The organism is Streptantibioticus silvisoli (genome assembly GCF_027947535.2).
Taxonomy (GTDB): domain Bacteria; phylum Actinomycetota; class Actinomycetes; order Streptomycetales; family Streptomycetaceae; genus Streptantibioticus_C; species Streptantibioticus_C silvisoli.
Genome location: NZ_JAAGKO020000015.1, coordinates 1 through 17,567 on the forward strand (window position 1 = coordinate 1; position 17,567 = coordinate 17,567).

At 74.8% G+C, this 17,567-nt stretch carries 16 protein-coding genes; 5 read left to right on the plus strand and 11 right to left on the minus strand.

What is annotated here, in order from left to right; all coding sequences use genetic code 11:
• The 6 genes from POF43_RS12385 to POF43_RS12410 all read right to left on the minus strand — a co-directional run.
• The coding region (locus POF43_RS12385; RefSeq protein ID WP_303659367.1) for a biotin/lipoyl-containing protein at nucleotides 1-661 on the minus strand (661 nt) is incomplete at its 3' end.
• A gap of 49 nt (nucleotides 662-710) precedes the next feature.
• Nucleotides 711-2,099, minus strand: coding sequence for a dihydrolipoyl dehydrogenase (gene lpdA, locus POF43_RS12390; RefSeq protein WP_271316522.1), 1,389 nt, complete (start codon nucleotides 2,097-2,099; stop codon nucleotides 711-713).
• A gap of 322 nt (nucleotides 2,100-2,421) precedes the next feature.
• Nucleotides 2,422-3,936 carry a leucyl aminopeptidase gene (locus POF43_RS12395; protein ID WP_271325081.1) on the minus strand — a complete coding sequence of 505 codons (1,515 nt, stop codon included), beginning with the start codon at nucleotides 3,934-3,936 and terminating at the stop codon, nucleotides 2,422-2,424.
• Between the two features lie 34 nt (nucleotides 3,937-3,970).
• A complete protein-coding gene (locus POF43_RS12400; RefSeq protein WP_282704554.1) occupies nucleotides 3,971-5,911 on the minus strand; it encodes a phosphatidylglycerol lysyltransferase domain-containing protein in 1,941 nt (646 codons plus the stop codon).
• Nucleotides 5,912-5,980: 69 nt separating this feature from the next.
• Entirely contained in the window at nucleotides 5,981-7,195 is a 1,215-nt protein-coding gene (gene cobT, locus POF43_RS12405) for a nicotinate-nucleotide--dimethylbenzimidazole phosphoribosyltransferase (RefSeq protein ID WP_271323846.1), read from the minus strand.
• A gap of 44 nt (nucleotides 7,196-7,239) precedes the next feature.
• Complete coding sequence (locus POF43_RS12410) at nucleotides 7,240-8,391, minus strand: bifunctional adenosylcobinamide kinase/adenosylcobinamide-phosphate guanylyltransferase (protein WP_271323845.1); 1,152 nt, start codon at nucleotides 8,389-8,391, stop codon at nucleotides 7,240-7,242.
• Between the two features lie 115 nt (nucleotides 8,392-8,506).
• Here POF43_RS12410 and POF43_RS12415 point away from each other — a divergent pair, with 115 nt between their 5' ends.
• Nucleotides 8,507-8,713 (plus strand): hypothetical protein, encoded by a 207-nt coding sequence (locus POF43_RS12415; RefSeq protein ID WP_271316193.1) that lies wholly within the window; start codon nucleotides 8,507-8,509, stop codon nucleotides 8,711-8,713.
• A gap of 186 nt (nucleotides 8,714-8,899) precedes the next feature.
• Here POF43_RS12415 and POF43_RS12420 read toward each other — a convergent pair whose 3' ends face one another.
• Nucleotides 8,900-9,499 (minus strand): DUF3043 domain-containing protein, encoded by a 600-nt coding sequence (locus POF43_RS12420; RefSeq protein ID WP_271316194.1) that lies wholly within the window; start codon nucleotides 9,497-9,499, stop codon nucleotides 8,900-8,902.
• Nucleotides 9,500-9,790: 291 nt separating this feature from the next.
• Here POF43_RS12420 and POF43_RS12425 point away from each other — a divergent pair, with 291 nt between their 5' ends.
• Together POF43_RS12425 and pspAA are read left to right on the plus strand one after the other, a co-directional pair.
• Nucleotides 9,791-10,570, plus strand: coding sequence for a PspA/IM30 family protein (locus POF43_RS12425; protein ID WP_271316195.1), 780 nt, complete (start codon nucleotides 9,791-9,793; stop codon nucleotides 10,568-10,570).
• A gap of 59 nt (nucleotides 10,571-10,629) precedes the next feature.
• Nucleotides 10,630-10,908 (plus strand): PspA-associated protein PspAA, encoded by a 279-nt coding sequence (gene pspAA / locus POF43_RS12430; RefSeq protein ID WP_271316196.1) that lies wholly within the window; start codon nucleotides 10,630-10,632, stop codon nucleotides 10,906-10,908.
• A 33-nt stretch (nucleotides 10,909-10,941) separates the two neighbouring features.
• Here pspAA and POF43_RS12435 read toward each other — a convergent pair whose 3' ends face one another.
• A complete protein-coding gene (locus POF43_RS12435; RefSeq protein ID WP_271323844.1) occupies nucleotides 10,942-11,826 on the minus strand; it encodes a GNAT family N-acetyltransferase in 885 nt (294 codons plus the stop codon).
• A 257-nt stretch (nucleotides 11,827-12,083) separates the two neighbouring features.
• Entirely contained in the window at nucleotides 12,084-13,268 is a 1,185-nt protein-coding gene (gene nadA / locus POF43_RS12440; protein ID WP_271316198.1) for a quinolinate synthase NadA, read from the minus strand.
• 411 nt (nucleotides 13,269-13,679) lie between these two features.
• Here nadA and POF43_RS12445 point away from each other — a divergent pair, with 411 nt between their 5' ends.
• A complete protein-coding gene (locus tag POF43_RS12445) occupies nucleotides 13,680-14,039 on the plus strand; it encodes a HesB/IscA family protein (protein WP_271316199.1) in 360 nt (119 codons plus the stop codon).
• A gap of 151 nt (nucleotides 14,040-14,190) precedes the next feature.
• Here the strand turns inward: POF43_RS12445 and POF43_RS12450 are convergent, their stop codons facing one another.
• Both POF43_RS12450 and POF43_RS12455 read right to left on the minus strand, forming a co-directional pair.
• Entirely contained in the window at nucleotides 14,191-15,753 is a 1,563-nt protein-coding gene (locus POF43_RS12450) for a hypothetical protein (protein ID WP_271323843.1), read from the minus strand.
• Between the two features lie 345 nt (nucleotides 15,754-16,098).
• The gene (locus POF43_RS12455) at nucleotides 16,099-16,323 is read right to left on the minus strand and encodes a hypothetical protein (protein ID WP_271318557.1); all 225 of its coding nucleotides are present in this window, start codon (nucleotides 16,321-16,323) and stop codon (nucleotides 16,099-16,101) included.
• A 250-nt stretch (nucleotides 16,324-16,573) separates the two neighbouring features.
• On the opposite strand from POF43_RS12455, the gene POF43_RS12460 reads away from it, so the two are divergent.
• Nucleotides 16,574-17,560, plus strand: coding sequence for a carbohydrate kinase family protein (locus POF43_RS12460; RefSeq protein ID WP_271318558.1), 987 nt, complete (start codon nucleotides 16,574-16,576; stop codon nucleotides 17,558-17,560).
• Nucleotides 17,561-17,567: the final 7 nt, after the last annotated feature.

A 17,567-nucleotide genomic window follows, 5' to 3' on the forward strand; every position in this document is an offset into this window, starting at 1 on the left:
GGGCGGAGCCGGCCGCACCGATGACGGCGAGCTTGGCGCCGACCTCGGCGGTCTCGTCCTCGTTGACCACGATCTCCAGCAGGGTGCCGGAGGTCGGGGCCGGGATCTCGGTGTCGACCTTGTCGGTGGACACCTCCAGCAGCGGCTCGTCCGCCTCGACCGCGTCGCCGACCTGCTTGAGCCAGCGGGTGACGGTGCCCTCGGACACGCTCTCGCCGAGCGCCGGCAGCACGACCGGGGTGCCCTCGGCGGAACCGGAGGACGCCGGGGCGGCGGCCGGCTCGGCCGGGGTCTCGGCGGCCGGGGCCTCGGCGGCGGGGGCGGCGGGGGCCGCCTGCGGTGCGGCCTCGGCGGCCGGAGCCGGCTCGGCGGGGGCCTCGGACGCCTGGGCGGCCGGGGCGGAGTCGGCAGCGGGGGCGCCGCTGCCGTCGTCGATGACGGCCAGTTCGGCGCCGACCTCGACCGTCTCGTCCTCGGCGACCTTGATGGAGGCCAGGACGCCGGAGGCGGGAGCCGGGATCTCGGTGTCCACCTTGTCGGTGGACACCTCGAGCAGCGGCTCGTCGGCCTCGACGCGCTCACCCTCGGCCTTCAGCCATCGGGTGACGGTGCCCTCGGACACGCTCTCGCCGAGCGCCGGCAGGGTTACGGAAACCGCCATGGTTTCGGTTGCTCCTAACGATCTGTGCGGATTACGGGCGTGTCCTGGGTCAGTCGTGCGCGTGCAGCGGCTTGCCGGCCAGGGCCAGGTGGGCCTCGCCGAGCGCCTCGTTCTGCGTGGGGTGCGCGTGGATGAGCTGCGCGACCTCGGCGGGCAGCGCCTCCCAGTTGTAGATCAGCTGGGCTTCGCCGACCTGCTCGCCCATCCGGTCGCCCACCATGTGGACGCCGACCACGGCGCCGTCGCGGACCTGGACGAGCTTGATCTCGCCCTGGGTCTTGAGGATCTTGCTCTTGCCGTTGCCCCCGAGGTTGTACTTCAGGGTGACGACCTTGTCCGCGCCGTACTGCTCCTTGGCCTTGGCCTCCGACAGGCCGACCGAGGCGACCTCGGGGTGGCAGTACGTGACGCGCGGCACACCGTTGTAGTCGATCGGCACGGTCTTCAGACCCGCGAGCCGCTCGGCGACCAGGATGCCCTCGGCGAAGCCGACGTGGGCCAGCTGGAGGGTCGGCACCAGGTCGCCCACCGCGGAGACGGTCGGCACGTTGGTGCGCAGGTACTCGTCGACCAGGACGTAGCCGCGGTCCATGGCGATGCCGGCCTCTTCGTAGCCCAGGCCCTGCGAGACCGGGCCGCGGCCGACGGCCACCAGCATGAGCTCGGCCTCGAAGGTCTTGCCGTTCTCCAGCGAGACCTTGACGCCGCTGTCGGTGTACTCCACACCGGAGAAGCGGGCACCGAGGGAGAAGTTGATGCCGCGCTTGCGGAAGGCGCGCTCCAGCAGCTTGGAGCTGTTGTCGTCCTCCAGCGGGACCAGGTGGGGCAGGCCCTCGACGATGGTGATGTCGGTGCCGAACGACTTCCACGCGGAGGCGAACTCGACGCCGATGACGCCGCCGCCCAGCACGATCGCGGACTTCGGCACCCGGTCCAGCACCAGCGCGTGGTCGGAGGAGATGACCCGGTCGCCGTCGATGGTCAGGCCCGGCAGCGACTTGGGCACCGAGCCGGTGGCCAGCAGCACGTGGCGGCCGGTGTAGCGCTCGCCGTTGACGTCCACCGTGGTGGGCGACGACAGCCGGCCCTCACCGGTGACGTAGGTGACCTTGCGGCTGGCCACCAGGCCCTGAAGGCCCTTGTACAGGCCGGAGACCACGTCGTCCTTGTACTTGTGGACGCCCGCGATGTCGATGCCGTCGAAGGTGGTCCGCACACCGAACTGCTCGCTCTCGCGAGCCTGGTCGGCGATCTCACCGGCGTGCAGCAGGGCCTTGGTGGGGATGCAGCCGCGGTGCAGACAGGTGCCGCCGAGCTTGTCCTTCTCGATCAGGGCGACGTCCAGGCCCAGCTGAGCCGCGCGCAGCGCCGCGGCGTAACCGCCACTGCCGCCGCCGAGGATCACTAGGTCGAAAACGGTGCTGGCGTCGTTCGCCACGTCACGTCCTCCATGCAGGGATACGCCGGAGCCGGTCTTCCCTGACCGGGCGGCGGCTTTGGTTCGGCCGCTTGTTCAAACTTTTGTTCAAAAGGGGGCCCTGTCGTGCCGGTAGACCATCTTCGCACTTGTTCACGGGTGCTGGGACGCCGGGCCGGTCCGTGAAACACGCCACAGACCGTTACCGGCCGGTAGGCACAACGTGTACGACCCCTGGCGGCAAGCCAGGGGCCGTACGCGGGTATTCCGCGCGGTCGCCGGATGTGACCAACGGATCAGGCCGGCCGGACCCGACGGGACCGGTCCGGGACCGCCCGGCGGGTCACAGCAGCGAACCGGCCGCCGCCCGCTCGGCCAGCGCCACCAGGGTGCGCACCGCGCTGCCCGTGCCGCCCTTGGGGGTGTAGCCGTACGGCGCGCCCTCGTGGAAGGCCGGACCGGCGATGTCCAGGTGCGCCCAGGCGGTGCCGTCGTTGACGAACTCGCGCAGGTACAGGCCGGCCACCAGGCCGCCACCCATGCGTTCCCCGATGTTCTTCAGGTCCGCGATGGGCGAGTCCAGGCCCTTGCGCAGGTTGTCCGGCAGCGGCATCGGCCAGGCCGCCTCGCCCGCCGCCTCGGCGATCGTGTGGATCTGCGAGCGCAGGCCGTCGTCGTTGCCCATGATGGCGAAGACCTGACCGCCCAGCGCCATCACCATCGCGCCGGTCAGCGTGGCCACGTCCACGATCGCGTCCGGGTTCTCCTCGCCGGCCCGGGTGATCGCGTCGCACAGCACCAGCCGGCCCTCGGCGTCGGTGTTGAGCACCTCCACGGTCTTGCCGGAGTAGGTGCGCAGCACGTCGCCGGGGCGCAGCGCGCTGCCGGACGGCATGTTCTCCGCGAGCGCCAGCCAGCCGGTGACGTTGACCTTCAGGCCCAGGCGGGCGGCGGCGACGACGGTGGCGAAGACAGCGGCCGCCCCGGACATGTCGCTCTTCATGGTCTCGTTGAAGCCGGGCGGCTTGAGGGAGATGCCGCCCGAGTCGTAGGTGATGCCCTTGCCGACCAGCGCCAGCGTCTTCTTCGCCTTGGCGTGGGTGTAGGCCACCCGCACCAGGCGCGGCGGGCGCTGCGAGCCCATGCCGACGCCCAGGATGCCGCCGTAGCCGCCCTTGGCCAGCGCCTTGTCGTCCAGCACCTCGACCTTCAGGCCGTGCTCCTTGGCGGCGGCCTGCACCAAGGTGGCGAACGACGCCGGGTACAGCTCGTTCGGCGGGGTGTTGACCAGGTCGCGGGTGCGGTTCATCTCCTGCGCGAGCACGGTGGCCCGCTCGGCCGCCGCCTTGTACTCCTTGTCGCGCGGCTTGCCGCCGAGCACGACCGCCTCGCCCAGCGGCTCCTTGCCGCCCTTCGAGCCGGTGCCGCGGCTCGCGGTGAAGGCGTAGGACCCCAGCAGCGCGCCGAGCGCGACCGCCTCGACGCACGCCGCGTCGCCGGCCGGCAGCGCGAAGGCCGCCTTCTTCGCGCCCGCCAGCGCGCGCGAGGCGACACCGGCGGCCCGGCGCAGCGCCTCCGCCGGCCAGGCCGCGCCGTCGGCGGGCGCGTCGCCCAGGCCGACCGCCAGCACCAGCGGGGCCTTGAAGCCGGCCGGCGCGGGCAGTCTGGTCGCCTCGCCCTCCCCGCCCGAGGCCCCCAGGATCTCCAAGGTCGCGGCGAGCTTTCCGTCGTAGGCCCGGTCCACGGCCTCGCCGCCCGCCGCCACCACCGGGCCCTTGGGGCCGGTGGTCAGGCCGACCACGACGGCGTCCGCCCGCACGGAGGCGGCGGACGAAGCGCTGAGAGTCAATGCAGTCACGGTGTTGAAGTTCCTCTTCCGTCGAGGTCCTGAGCTAGCGGGAGGGCCTGCGCAGGCCTCGTCGGCGAAGCTTCCCCCACGCCGCGACGGCTCGGCCGTCCCCCATGTCGGACGTGAGCCTACGCCCGGACCGTTCGGTCGGTATGATTCGCACCCTCCCGGGCGCCGCACCGGGCGCCGCCGGGCCCCGCGTGCCCGGCCGCGGCCCGCCGGACGGCGCCGCGGCCCGCTCCGCCGGTACGGCCGGACGCCGCCGCCGGCCCAGCGCGCCCGGCAGCCGCGGCACCGTCAAGAACCCCTCGGCGCGGGCCCCGGCCAGCCCGACGCGCGGCAGCTCGCCCGCGGAGCGGAACAGCAGGTAGCGCGGGGTCCACGCCGGCCGGTACTTGGCGTTGGCCCGGTACCGCGACTCGATCCGCCACCAGCGGGAGCAGAACGCCAGCAGGGACCGCCACACCCGCAGCGCCGGTCCGGCGCCCAGCCGCGAGGCGCGGTCGAAGACCGAACGGAACAGCGCGAAGTTCAGCGACACCCGCCGCACCCCCAGCCCGGCGGAGCGCTGGACCACCTCGATGACGGTGAACTCCACCAGCCCGTTGTCCCCGCCGCCCTCACGGCGCATCAGGTCCAGCGACAGCCCGTCCGCGCCCCACGGCACGAAGCTCAGCAGCGCCCGCGGCACCCCGGCCGGGTCCAGGCACTCCGCCATCACGCAGGCGCCGTCGCACCCGTCGCCCAGCCGCCCCAGCGCCATGGAGAAACCGCGTTCGCCCCGCGCGCCGCGCCAGCGCCGCGCCCGCTCCAGCAGTGCGGCCATCTGCGCCGCCGGGATCTCCCGGTGCCGCCGCAGCCGCACGGTGTACCCGCGCTGCCGCAGCCGGTTGTGCGCCTGCCGCACGGTACGCATCGAGCGCCCGTCCAGCCGGAACGCGGCCGTGTCCACCACCGCCTCGTCGCCGATCTCCAGCGCGTCCAGACCGTGCCGGGCGTACACCACCCCGGCCTCCTCGCTGGCGCCCACCACGGCCGGCGTCCAGCCGTGCTCGCCCGCCTGCGCCAGCCACCGCTCGATCGCCCCCGGCCACGCCTCCGGGTCGCCGATCGGGTCGCCGGACGCCAGCGTGACCCCGCCGACCACCCGGTAGGCGATCGCCGCCTTCGCGGTCGCGGAGAAGATGACCCGCTTGTCACGCCGCAACGCGAAGTACCCCAGGGAGTCGCGGCCGCCGTGCCGCTCCAGCAGTTCGCGCAGCGCCGCCTCGTCGCCCGCGCTCAGCGCCCCCCGGCCGCGCGGCGCCCGGAACGCCACGTACAGCACCAGCGCGAACAGTGCCGCGCTCAGTACGCCGACCACCGCGCCGACCCAGCCGGGCGCGTGCACCCGGGTGGGCGGGCCGGGGTCGGACGACAGCGAGACGACCCGCGACAGCGTGTACCGCGCCCGGTCGCCCAGCGCGGTGCCGGTGCCGCCGCCGGTGGCCGTGACCAGCGCGGTGCCGACCGCCACGCACACCGCGGTGCCGGCCAGCGCCAGCCCGGCCGCCCGCCCGGCGTCGGCCGGCTCGCCCCGGCCGCGGAAGGACCGCCGCCCGGCCAGCAGCGCCGCCAAAAACAGCGCCGACAGCGCCAGCGACGCCCAGTTCTGCCGGTGCCGTCCCGCCTGCGGCGACGCCAGCGCGCAGCCCAGGCCGGCCACCACCGCACCGCACAGCAGCACGTTCAGCACCCAGGCCGCCCGCTTGCCGCGCCGTATCGTCACCGCCAGGAAGACCGCGAACAGCCCCGAGGTGAAGCCGGCCGCCAGCAGGTAAGGGGTGTACAGCTGCTCGGCGTCGTGCCGCCGCACACCGCGGCCGAACGGGGCCCACACCCCGCCCAGCAGGTCGGCGCAGGCCGCGGCCCGCAGGTACCACAGCGTGAACGCGGTACCCCACCGGCCGGCGCGATCCGAACGGGCAAAGCGCAGCAGTCCCATGAAAAGTGATCATATGCCGCTTATGGGACATGTGGTGGGGTGGTGAAAACCCTCCGGCCGGCCCGCCGGTCAGTCCGAGGACGCCTCCCGCGCCCCGGCCCCGGCGTCCCGCGGCGCGTCCTCCGCCGGCAGCTCCACCGGCGATTCGGCCACCGATTCGGTCCCCGGTTCGGCCGGCGGCTCGACCGGCGACCCGGCCGCCCCGGCGTCCTGCGGCGCATCCTCCACCGCCGGTTCGGCCGCCGGTGCGACCGGCAACTCGGCCGCCAGCGCCGCGGCCGCCCGCAGCAACGGCAGCGCCAGCAACGCCCCCGCGCCCTCGCCCAACCGGACGCCGTGGTCCGCCAGCGCCTCCATCGACAACCGGTCCAGCGCCTTGACCTGGCCCGGCTCGCCCGACACGTGCGCCGCCATCCACCAGTCCGGTGCCCGGAACGCCACCCGCTGCGCCACCAGGGCGCACGCCGAGGCCACCACGCCGTCCAGTACGACCGGCAACTTGCGCACCGCCGCCCGCAGCAGGAACCCGGTCATCGCCGCCACGTCCGCGCCGCCCACCGCCGCCAGCAGCTCCAGCGGCTCGCCCAGCACCGGCCGCGCCCGGCGCAACGCGTCCCGGATCGCCGCGCACTTGCGCATCCACGTCAGGTCGTCGATCCCCGAACCCCGCCCGGTCACCACCGAGGCGTCGACCCCGCACAGCGCCGCGATCAGCACCCCGGCCACCGTGGTGCCGCCGACGCTCAGGTCACCCAGCAGCACCAGGTCCGTGCCGGAGTCGGCCTCCTCGTCCGCCACCGCGGCCCCGGCCAGGAACGCCGCCTCGGCCTCCTGGGACGTCAGCGCCGCACCGGTGTCGATCGCCCCGGAGGAACGCCGCACCCGGTGCCGCGTCACGTCCGCGGGCAGCTCGGCCGGATCGCAGTCCACCGCCACGTCGACCACCCGCACCCCGGCGCCGTAGGCCCGCGCCAGCACGCTCACCGGCGCCGCGCCCTCCAGCACCCGGCGCACCAGGTGCACCGCGCCGCCCGCGGGACCGGCCGACACACCGCGCTCGGCGATGCCGTGGTCGCCGGCGAACAGCACCAGACGCGGCCGCTGCAGCGGGCGGACCGGCACCTGGCCCTGCACCGAGGCGAGCCAGTCGCCCAGGTCGGCCAGCTTGCCCAGGGCGGTCGCCGGCGCCGCCGTCCGGTCGCGGCGCTGGGCCGCGTCGTGCCGCACCCCCGCGTCGGGCCGTTCGATCAACGTCGCGAATTCATCAAGGTCCACAGCGCTCACGCGAGCGAACCCTACCCTGCGCGACCCCGCCCGCCGAGGGGGCGTCAGCGCAACGGCACGGCCATCCCGGCCACCATCAGCAGCACGTGGTCGGACTCGGCGGCCAGCGCGCCGTTCAGCGTGCCCAGCGCGTCCCGGTACCGCCGCCCGGCCACCGTGTCCGGCGCGGAACACGCCCCCACCTCGTCGCTGACCGCCACCACCGTGCGCGGCGTGGCCCGCCAGGCGGCCACCACCTCCCCGGTCAGCGCCGCCAGCCGCCGCCCGCCACCCGCCCGCCACCGCTCCTCGTCCGCACCGCCGCACCCGGCCACCGCGCGCTCCAGCCACCGCCCCAGGCCCGCCACCAGCAACGGCGGCCCGTCCGCCCGCAGCAGCCCCGCCGGCCCGCCGTCCGGCCCCGGCCCCGCACCGGGACCGTCCCGCGCGGTCCACCGCGTGACGCCGGGGAACGCCGCCAGCCGCCGCTCCGCCTCCGCCGACCGGCCCGACCGCACCGCGCCCAGCACCAGCGTGCGGCGCGGCACGTCCGGCACCGCCTCGTACACCCCCACCGTCAGCGTCCGGCCGTCCGGCACCGCCCGCGCGCCCATCGCCGCCAGCCGCCGCCGCGCCTCGGGGGCCGGCGGCGCGTCGTGCCCGAGGTGGACCGCGACCACGTCCGTCGTCGGCCCCACCGCGCCGGCCGCCCGCAGCCGGGCCAGCGCGTCCGGCCGGCGCACCACGTCCATCAGCACCATGTCGTACGGCACGCCGCGACCGGCGGGCAGCGGCGACCGCCCGGCCGGACCGCAGCCGGCCGGCAGGTACAGCAGCCGCCCGCCGTCCGCGCCGGACACCGCGTACCCGGTGCCGGGTGCGTCCGCCGCCAGCGCCCGCACCCGGTGCCCGGTCAGCAGCGTCAGCTCCTCGCCGTCCGGCATCCGCCCCGGCACCGGCAGCCCCGGCGGCAGGTCCACGGCCGGCGCCGCCAGCGGGTGCGACAGCAGTACCTGGCGCACCCCGTGCAGCGACCGCCCGGCCCGGGCCGCCGCCAGCGCCGGCCCCGGCGCCAGGTCGATCAGCAAGGTGTCGTCCACCAGTACCGACGACGGCGCCCGCGCGCCGGGCCCGGCCGCCGCCGCGCAGGCCGCGCACGGGCAGCCGGAGACCGGCAGGCCCGGCGGCGCACCGGTGCCCAGCAGCGTGATCTCCATACGTCTCATGGTCGCCCCGGCACCGCGCCGCCGCGCGCGGCAAGCCGCTGACCCGGGTGGTGCCTGGCGTATAGCCTGCGGTTCGAGACCCCGTAACGGCGGAAAGAGGCGCGGCATGGCATGGACGTGGCGGTTCGAGAAGGCCGACGGCAGTGAGACCGCGCCGGCGGTCGAACCGGAGGAGTTCACCACCCAGGGGGACGCCGAGTCCTGGATCGGTGAGGTCTGGAAGGAACTGCTGGACGGCGGCGCCGAACAGGTCACCCTCTTCGAGGACGGCAAGGAGATCTACGCGATGAGCCTGCGGGCCGCCGCCGAATGATCCGCTGAACGCACCGGTGGCGGGCACCCGGCCCGGGTGCCCGCCACCGCCGTCGACAGCCTCGGCGCGACGTTGCCGCCGGGGGCGTCCGCGCCGATCCGGCGGGGCACCCGTTCCCGGCGGCCCGTCGCGCGTACCGCGCCCGGCCGCACCGCCCGTCCCCCGCGGTTCGCCGGGGACGCGGCGTCAGAGCTTCTGGCCGCGCTTGACCTGCGGCTTGGGCAGCCGCATGCGGCGCATCTGGAGGCTGCGCATCAGCGAGTACCACGCGACGCCGCGCAGGTCCTCGTTGGGGAAGCGGCGCTTCATCTCCCGCTTCAAGGCGTTGGAGGTGTAGACCGACTGTCCGATGATCGCGACGATCAGCACCAGCCACAGCAGCAGCGAGATGTCCTTGACCTGGAGGTTGGGCAGCATGCTCAGTACCAGGATGACCACCGCCAGCGGCAGGAACAGCTCGGCGACGTGCCAGCGCGAGTCGATGTACTCGCGGGCCGCCTTCTTCACCCGGCCCTTGTCGCGGACCGGCAGATAACGCTCGTCACCGCCCGCCAGCGCCTCGCGCTGCTTGGCCAGCTCACCGCGCCGGGCGTCGCGCTGCTGCTTCGCGGCCTCCCTGCGGTTGCCGGGGCGGCTGCCGGCGACGGTACGGCGCTGGGAGCGGGCGTCACTGCGCTTCGGCGTGGGCCGGCCCTTGGGGGCCTGCGGGTCACGGGCGCGCTCATCCGACTCCGCGGTCACCGTGGCGGTCGCGGTCTGGTCTTCCTGGGAACGACGTCGTAGCACAGGGCCCAGGGTACGTGCTGGCGCCGGCGGATCCGCACCCCCGTACGAACCGGCCGCCCCCGGGGCCGCCGCGAACGGCCGCCGCGAGCCCGCCCGGCGGCGCCGAAGGGCCTTCCCCGGGGTCCGTGAGGGGGGTTTCTACTCCCTGGGCGGGACGGCCGGCGCCGCTGATCGTTCTCCAGGATGAGCGCATCGGGTGCGGATCGGTGCGGTAATGGAACCAGGGCCCGTACTGTAGGGGTCAACGCAGGTGTCGGAGCAGAAGTCGTACGAAGGGGGCGCGCGAGGCCCATGAGCGGTGTCATGAAGCGGATGGGAATGATCTTCCGCGCGAAGGCCAACAAGGCCCTGGACAGGGCCGAGGACCCGCGCGAGACGCTCGACTACTCGTACCAGAAGCAGCTGGAACTGCTGCAGAAGGTACGTCGGGGCGTCGCGGACGTGGCCACGTCGCGCAAGCGGCTGGAGTTGCAGCTCAACGGGTTGCAGCAGCAGTCGTCGAAGCTGGAGGAGCAGGGCCGCAAGGCGCTGGCGCTGGGCCGCGAGGACCTGGCCCGTGAGGCGCTCTCCCGGCGGGCCGGGCTCCAGCAGCAGGTCACCGACCTGGAGACCCAGCACCAGACCCTTCAGGGCGAGGAGGAGAAGCTCACCCTGGCCGCGCAGCGGTTGCAGGCCAAGGTGGACGCCTTCCGCACCAAGAAGGAGACCATCAAGGCGACCTACACGGCCGCCCAGGCGCAGACCAAGATCGGCGAGGCGTTCTCGGGCATCTCCGAGGAGATGGGCGACGTCGGCCTGGCGATCCAGCGCGCCGAGGACAAGACCCAGCAGTTGCAGGCCCGCGCCGGGGCCATCGACGAGCTGCTCGCCTCGGGCGCGCTCGACGACCCGAGCGGGATGGCCAAGGACGACATCGCCTCCGAGCTGGACCGCATCTCCGGCGGTTCCGATGTCGAACTCGAACTGGAGCGGATGAAGGCGGAGCTCGCGGGCGGCAGCGGCGACTCGCGGCAGGCCATCGAGGGCGGCAAGGGCGAGCGGCCCCAGGACCCGCGCCTCGACAAGAGCTGACGGTCCCGCCCCGGCGAGACCGCGAACCACGCCCGTTCACGCGAAGGGAGACCGCCGTCATGATCGTACGGATCATGGGGGAGGGGCAGCTGAATCTGGCCGACAGCCACCTGCCCCGGCTCAACGAGCTCGACAACGAGCTGCTGGCCGCCATAGAGAAGCACGACGAGCCGGCGTTCCACGCCACGCTCCGGGTGCTGCTCGACGCGGTCCGCGAACTCGGCGAGACGCTCCCGGACGACTCCCTGGAGCCGTCCGAGCTGATCCTGCCGTCGAGCGAGGCGTCGCTTGAGGAAGTCAAGGCGATGCTGCACGACGACGGGCTCATCCCGGGCTGACCGCCCGCCGACGCCTGCCCGCCCGCCCGCGCCCTACAGAAAGGTCCCCGAGGGGACCCAGGGCGCGGGCGGCCGCATACCGCGCAACGCCACGAAACCGTGCGCCGACAGCTCCAGACCCGCCGCCAGGCCCACGTCGACCGCCCACTCCTGCTCCGCCGTGAGATGGCTCAGCCGCACCGGCGCGCCGTCCGGCAGCAGCAGCAGGGCCGCAGTCAGCAGCCGGGTCGCCAGCCGCCGCGAGGTGGCCGCCAGCAGCTGCACGGTGCCGTCCGGGTCCAGGTAGGCGTAGCCGCTGCCCGCGAGGTCGTCGGCGACCAGCAGCCGGGTGTGCCGCATCAGCTCCGGGTGGTCCGGCCCGTGCGCGCCGCCGCGGGTCCTGCGGTCGACGGAGTCCATCATGTCCCGGTCCCTGGGCGACCCCTCGTGCACGGCGCCGTCCGGCACTCCCAGGCCCGCCCGGTCCAGCGGCCCGGTCAGCCGCATCGCCGGATGCAGCGTGAAGCCCGCCCTGCGGTACGTCGCCGCCTCCCCGGGCCCGCCCGACACGCAGATGATCCCCCGCAGGCACGCCCGCCCGTACGCCAGCGCCGCCGCCAGCAGCTCCTGGCCCACGCCGGGCCCCTCCGGCGGCACCGGCCCGCCGTCCTGCTCCGGTACGGCCAGCAGCGCCAGCCCCCAGGTGCCCTCGCGCCGGGTGGCCAGCGCCGCGCCGACCGGCCGCCCGTGGTCGTCGGCCGCCACCCAGCAGCCGCCGGGGTCGGTCCGCGCCAGGTGCCGGACGTACGCCCGCAGCCGCACCGCCCGCTCGTCGGCCGGGTCGTCACCGGCGGGCCCGGGGCCGCCGCGGGCGGCCGTCATCACCCGGTGGACGGCTTCGGCGTCGTGGCGCGTGTCGCGCAGGGGGCGCAGTATCACGGCCCACATCTTCCCAACCCGGCCGCCGGAAACCGCCGTTCGGCACGGCCGGGAATCGGATTCCCCCGGGGCACGCCGGCGCGCACGGCACCGGCGCGCGCCGGTGCCCGCCTCCCGCGCGCCGGTCGTACGCCACGGGTGATGTCCGGCGGACGCCTGCCCCGGTGGCCCCGAGCCCGGTCGTACGCCACGGCGGCCGAACGCCGACGTCCCGGTGGCTGCTGGGTGGCGGCCGACGACGACGGCCGGCCCCGGTGTTACGGCAGCGCCAGCATCTGCTCCAGGGCCCGGCGGGCGAAACGTTCCGTCTCCGGGTCGACCGTGATGCGGTTGACGACCTTGCCGTCGGCCAGCGACTCCAGCGTCCAGACCAGGTGCGGCAGGTCGATGCGGTTCATGGTCGAGCAGAAGCAGACGGTCTTGTCCAGGAAGACGATCTGCTTGTCGGGGTGGGCCTTGGCCAGCCGGCGCACCAGGTTCAGTTCGGTGCCGATCGCCCACGACGACCCGGCGGGCGCCGCGTCCAGCGCCTTGATGATGTACTCCGTCGAGCCGACCAGGTCGGCGGCGGCCACCACCTCGTTGCGGCACTCGGGGTGCACCAGCACGTTGACGCCGGGGATGCGGGCGCGCACGTCCTCGACCGACTCCAGGCTGAAGCGGCCGTGCACCGAGCAGTGGCCGCGCCACAGGATCATCTTCGCCGCCCGCAACTGCCCGGCGCTCAGCCCGCCGTTCGGCTTGTGCGGGTTGTAGACGACGCAGTCCTCCAGCGAGTACCCCATCTCGCGCACCGCGGTGTTGCGGCCGAGGTGCTGGTCGGGCAGGAACAGCACCTTGCCCCCGCCGGCCGGCCGCTGCCCGAACGCCCACTCCAGTGCCCGCCGGGCGTTGGAGGAGGTGCAGATCGTGCCGCCGTGCCGGCCGGTGAACGCCTTGATGTCGGCGGAGGAGTTCATGTACGCCACCGGCACCGTCACGTCGGCCACCCCGGCCTCGGCGAGCACGTCCCAGCATTCGGCGACCTGCTCGGCGGTGGCCATGTCCGCCATCGAGCACCCGGCGGCCAGGTCCGGCAGGATCACCCGCTGGTCGTCGGAGGTCAGGATGTCGGCGCTCTCCGCCATGAAGTGCACGCCGCAGAAGACGATGAACTCCGCCTGCGGCCGGGCCGCCGCGTCCCGGGCGAGCTTGAAGGAGTCGCCGGTCACGTCGGCGAACTCGATGACCTCGTCGCGCTGGTAGTGGTGGCCGAGCACGAAGACCCGGTCGCCCAGCCGCGCCTTGGCGGCCCGGGCCCGCGCCACCAGGTCCGGGTCGGACGGCGCGGGCAGGTCGCCCGGGCACTCCACGCCCCGTTCACTGCGCGGGTCGGCCTCGCGGCCCAGCAGCAGCAGGGCCAGCGCGGTGGGCTGTACGTCCAGCGGTTCTGTGGTGGTCACGGGCGTGGCGCCCTTTCTCACGGCGTCCTGGAAGAAGTGCGCCGACTGGTGCGAGGTGCGGCTCGCGGCGCCCTTCTCGTCTAATTGACGTTATCCATCATAGCCGCTTCGCGTCAGATTGACGATGGCCATCGTGTCGGTGTGACGCATTCGCTCCGGCGCCGGTCTTCCCAGGTGCGGCCGCGCCCGCGATTCCCCCGCGCCGGTACCGGTGCGCCGGAGCGCGTGACCGGGCCGCCGGTGGTGTGCGAGCATGAATGGAAACCCAGCACGACCTGAGGACGGCAACGGAAAAGCGAACCGGGACATCGCACCGGGGCGGAATTTTCTCCGGCCCGGCACTGTTGTCCGGTGCGGCAGAAGTCCGCAGTACGCCATTCCACCGTGCGCGAATCACCGGGAGAGAAGCAGATGACGGTTCAGGACGAGACCAGCGCGAACACCACCGAAGGCATTCTCCTGTCGGGCGAGGCCGCGGCGAAGGTCAAGTCGCTGCTGGACCAGGAAGGCCGTGACGACCTCGCCCTGCGCGTCGCCGTCCAGCCCGGCGGCTGCTCCGGTCTGCGGTACCAGCTGTTCTTCGACGAGCGCACCCTCGACGGTGACGTGGTCAAGGACTTCGACGGTGTCAAGGTCGTCACCGACCGGATGAGCGCCCCCTACCTCGGCGGCGCCTCCATCGACTTCGTCGACACCATCGAGAAGCAGGGCTTCACCATCGACAACCCCAACGCCACCGGCTCCTGCGCCTGCGGCGACTCCTTCAGCTGACCCGCCCGCGCCGCGACCGCGGCGCCGCCGGTCCACGCGCGACGCGAGGGGCGGCTCACCCACTGCCGGGTGAGCCGCCCCTCGCGTCACGTGTGCCGTCGTACGCCCGCGCGTCCCCCGTGGCCGCCGGTCGGCGCCCCCGCGCGGTGGCTCAGTGCCGCGCCGCCGGGACGCGGTCGCCGTTGGAGACGTCGTGGAGGGTGCGGTGGCCCAGCGGCTGGGCCAGGGTGACCTTCGCGGTGACCGACTTGGCGAGCATCGGGCAGGGCTTGACGGGGTGCTTCGGCGCCGCCGTGATCCGTACCCGAACGTCCGCGGCGCTCTGCGAGACGACGCGCGCGGTGTAGTCCGAGCACACCCCGCCCCAGAAGCGCAGCGTCACCGTCCGGCCGGCCACGGTGTACGACGCGACCCGCATCGCCGGCGACACCGGACCACCGCCCGGCGCCGACGACGGCGGGACCGGGGCGCCCGAGGAGGCCGGCGCCGTCAGGTACGCCGGGTCGACGGCCGGCTGGGCCAGCGTGCCCGGCGTCGCGGTCGCGGCCGTGCCGTCCACCGTCAGCAGCCAGGACGGCACCAGCTCCGCCCGGCCCGAGACGATCTGCGCCGACAGCCCGAAGACCGCGCCGCTGACCTTCAGCGCCGGCGCGGCCGCCAGGCAGGGCAGGTTCTGCCGGGCTCCCGGCGCCGGTGAGACGGGCCCACCGGTCGTACCGGCGTTCGTCGTACCGGCCCCGGCCGCGCCCGGGTGCATGACGCCGCCACCGCACAGCCGGGTGCCGGTGCCGGCGTGCCGCAGTTCGCCGACCGCGCCCTGCGCGCTCACCACCGGGTAGCGCGCGCCGGCCGCCAGCGGCGCCAGCCGTCCCGAGGCGCTGAGCAGCCGGCCGTCCGGACCGACCTGGAACGTGGTACGCCAGCCGGACGTCGGCAGGCCGCCGACCACCGGGTCGGCCGTCACCTCACGCACCGCGCCCGCCGTCCGGCTCGCGTCCACCGCGGCCCCGCGCAGCCCGAGCGCCGCCAGCACCGGCGCCGCCGCCTTCTGCGCCGCCGCGGCCGACACCGCGGAACCGCCGGAGGCCGTACCGCCCCGGGCCGTGCCGGAGGCCGGTGCGCCCGCGGCGCCGTAGCAGACCGTGCCGCCCGCCTTCCCGGCGCCGGTGCCGGCCGGCGGTTTGCAGGCCGCGCCGCCGCCCGTGCGGACGTACGTCCAGCTGCCGGGGGCGTCCTGGCCCACCTGGAGCGTCGGACCGGGGCCGCCGTCGCCGGGGCCCGCCTTCCACACCCCGCCACCGGACACCGGATCGCCCGTGACGCGCAGCGCCGCCGCCAGCCGGGCCACCTGGTCGCGCGCGACCGAACCGGCCGGCACGTACACCGCGGCGGTCCCCGGCCCGGACGGCAGCGAACCGGTCACCTGGACCGGGCCGCCGCCCGCACCCCCCGCGCCGGAACCCGTCCAGCCGCTGAGCGCCAGCTTCGGCGGCGCCGTGCTGCTCGCCGCGCCGCCCGGGGCGTGGTCGGCCGCCGCGGCCCAGTAGGCGCCGCCGCCCCCGGCCACCAGGACCGCGCCCGCGACCAGCGCGACGGTCAGCGGTGACCGGCGCGGCCGGTGCCAGTCCGGGTCGTGGTCGTCCCGGTCACGGCCGGAACGCGGTCCGGCGACCGCCGGGTCGCTGTGACGGGGGTCGTCGCTGTCGCTGGCCACGGTCTCGCTCCTTCGGCTCACCTGCCGCCCGCCCCTTCGAACGCGGACGCCCCTTGGACGGACCCCGGCCCGGTCCGGTTCCGGCCCGGCCCCGGCGGCCGCGGCGGCCGATGACGCGGACGGTGACGTGACCGCGGCGGCGCGTCGGGGCGGGAGCGGCGGTATCCCTCCCGGGATTCGTTGACTGGTCGTTGACTGAAACAACGGTTACGAGAAGGAGCACCCGCCCCGGCACCGACCACCCCGCACCCCCGCCACGTCAGCCGCCGCACCCCCCGGCCGCCCCGGCGCCGACCCCGCACCCCCGCAGCGCCCCGTCAGCCGCCGCCCCCCTGCCGCGTCGCGTCAGCCGCCGTACTCCGGCATGCCCGCCAGCGTCCGCGCGGTGGCCGACGGGACGGTGGTGCCGCGGATGCGGGACGGCGGCACCGGGTCGGCCGCGGCGCGCGGCGCGGCCGGCCAGCGCGGCGCGATCCGGCGGCAGTCGTCGAGCAGTTCGGCCGCGGAACCCGGCGGCCGGCCGGGGAAACCGGGGAACTCCGGGGCACGATCGGACTCGGACGCGTTCATGGCGGCTCCCGTACGCACGAAACGGCGCCCCCGGTGGGGCTCCTGTGCCGCCGACTCTAGGGATTCCCCTGCCTACCCGACAGTCGTACTGTCCGGTAATGAGATGATTCCTGGCCCGTCCCGGTGGGCCCGCGGGGGCCCGGACGGACGCAGCGGTACTGCCGGGCCCGCGCACCGGCCGGTAGCGTTGCCTGGTCCCGTCCCATCCGACGAAGCAGGCCCACGGGCCGCCGCAGGGAGCAGACCCGTCGTGCGTATCGCTGTCACCGGCTCCATCGCCACCGACCACCTGATGACCTTCCCCGGTCGTTTCGCCGACCAGCTGGTCGCCGACCAGTTGCACACCGTCTCACTCTCCTTCCTGGTCGACACCCTCGACGTCCGGCGCGGCGGGGTCGCCCCCAACATCTGCTTCGGCATGGGCCTGCTCGGCCTCGCCCCGGTGCTGGTCGGCGCGGCCGGCGCCGACTTCGAGGAGTACCGCTCCTGGCTCGGCCGCCACGGCGTCGACACCGCCTCGGTCCGCATCTCCGAGGTCCAGCACACCGCCCGCTTCGTCTGCACCACCGACGCCGACCACAACCAGATCGCGTCCTTCTACACCGGCGCGATGAGCGAGGCCCGGCAGATCGAACTCCAGCCGGTGGCCGACCGGGTCGGCGGCCTCGACCTGGTCCTGATCGGCGCCGACGACCCGCAGGCGATGCTGCGCCACACCGAGGAGTGCCGCACCCGCGGCATCACCTTCGCCGCCGACCCCTCCCAGCAACTGGCCCGCCTGGAGGCCGACGACATCCGCACGCTGGTCGAGGGCGCCGAGTACCTGTTCACCAACGAGTACGAGGCCGCCCTCATCGAGAGCAAGACCGGCTGGAGCGCCGCCGACGTGCTCGGCCGGGTCGGCACCCGGGTCACCACCCTCGGCGCGCGCGGCGTGCGGATCGAGCGCACCGGCGAACCGGCCATCGAGGTCGGCTGCGCCGAGGAGGAGCGCAAGGTCGACCCGACCGGCGTCGGCGACGCCTTCCGGGCCGGCTTCGTGGCGGGCCTGTCGTGGGACCTGTCGCTGGAACGCTCGGCGCAGCTCGGCTGCATGCTTGCCACCCTGGTCATCGAGACCCTCGGCACCCAGGAGTACGAGCTGCGCCACGAGGCGTTCCTCGCCCGGTTCGCCAAGGCCTACGGCGACGAGGCCGCCGGCGACATCCGCGCCCACCTGTCGGCGACCGGCGCCTGAGCCACCC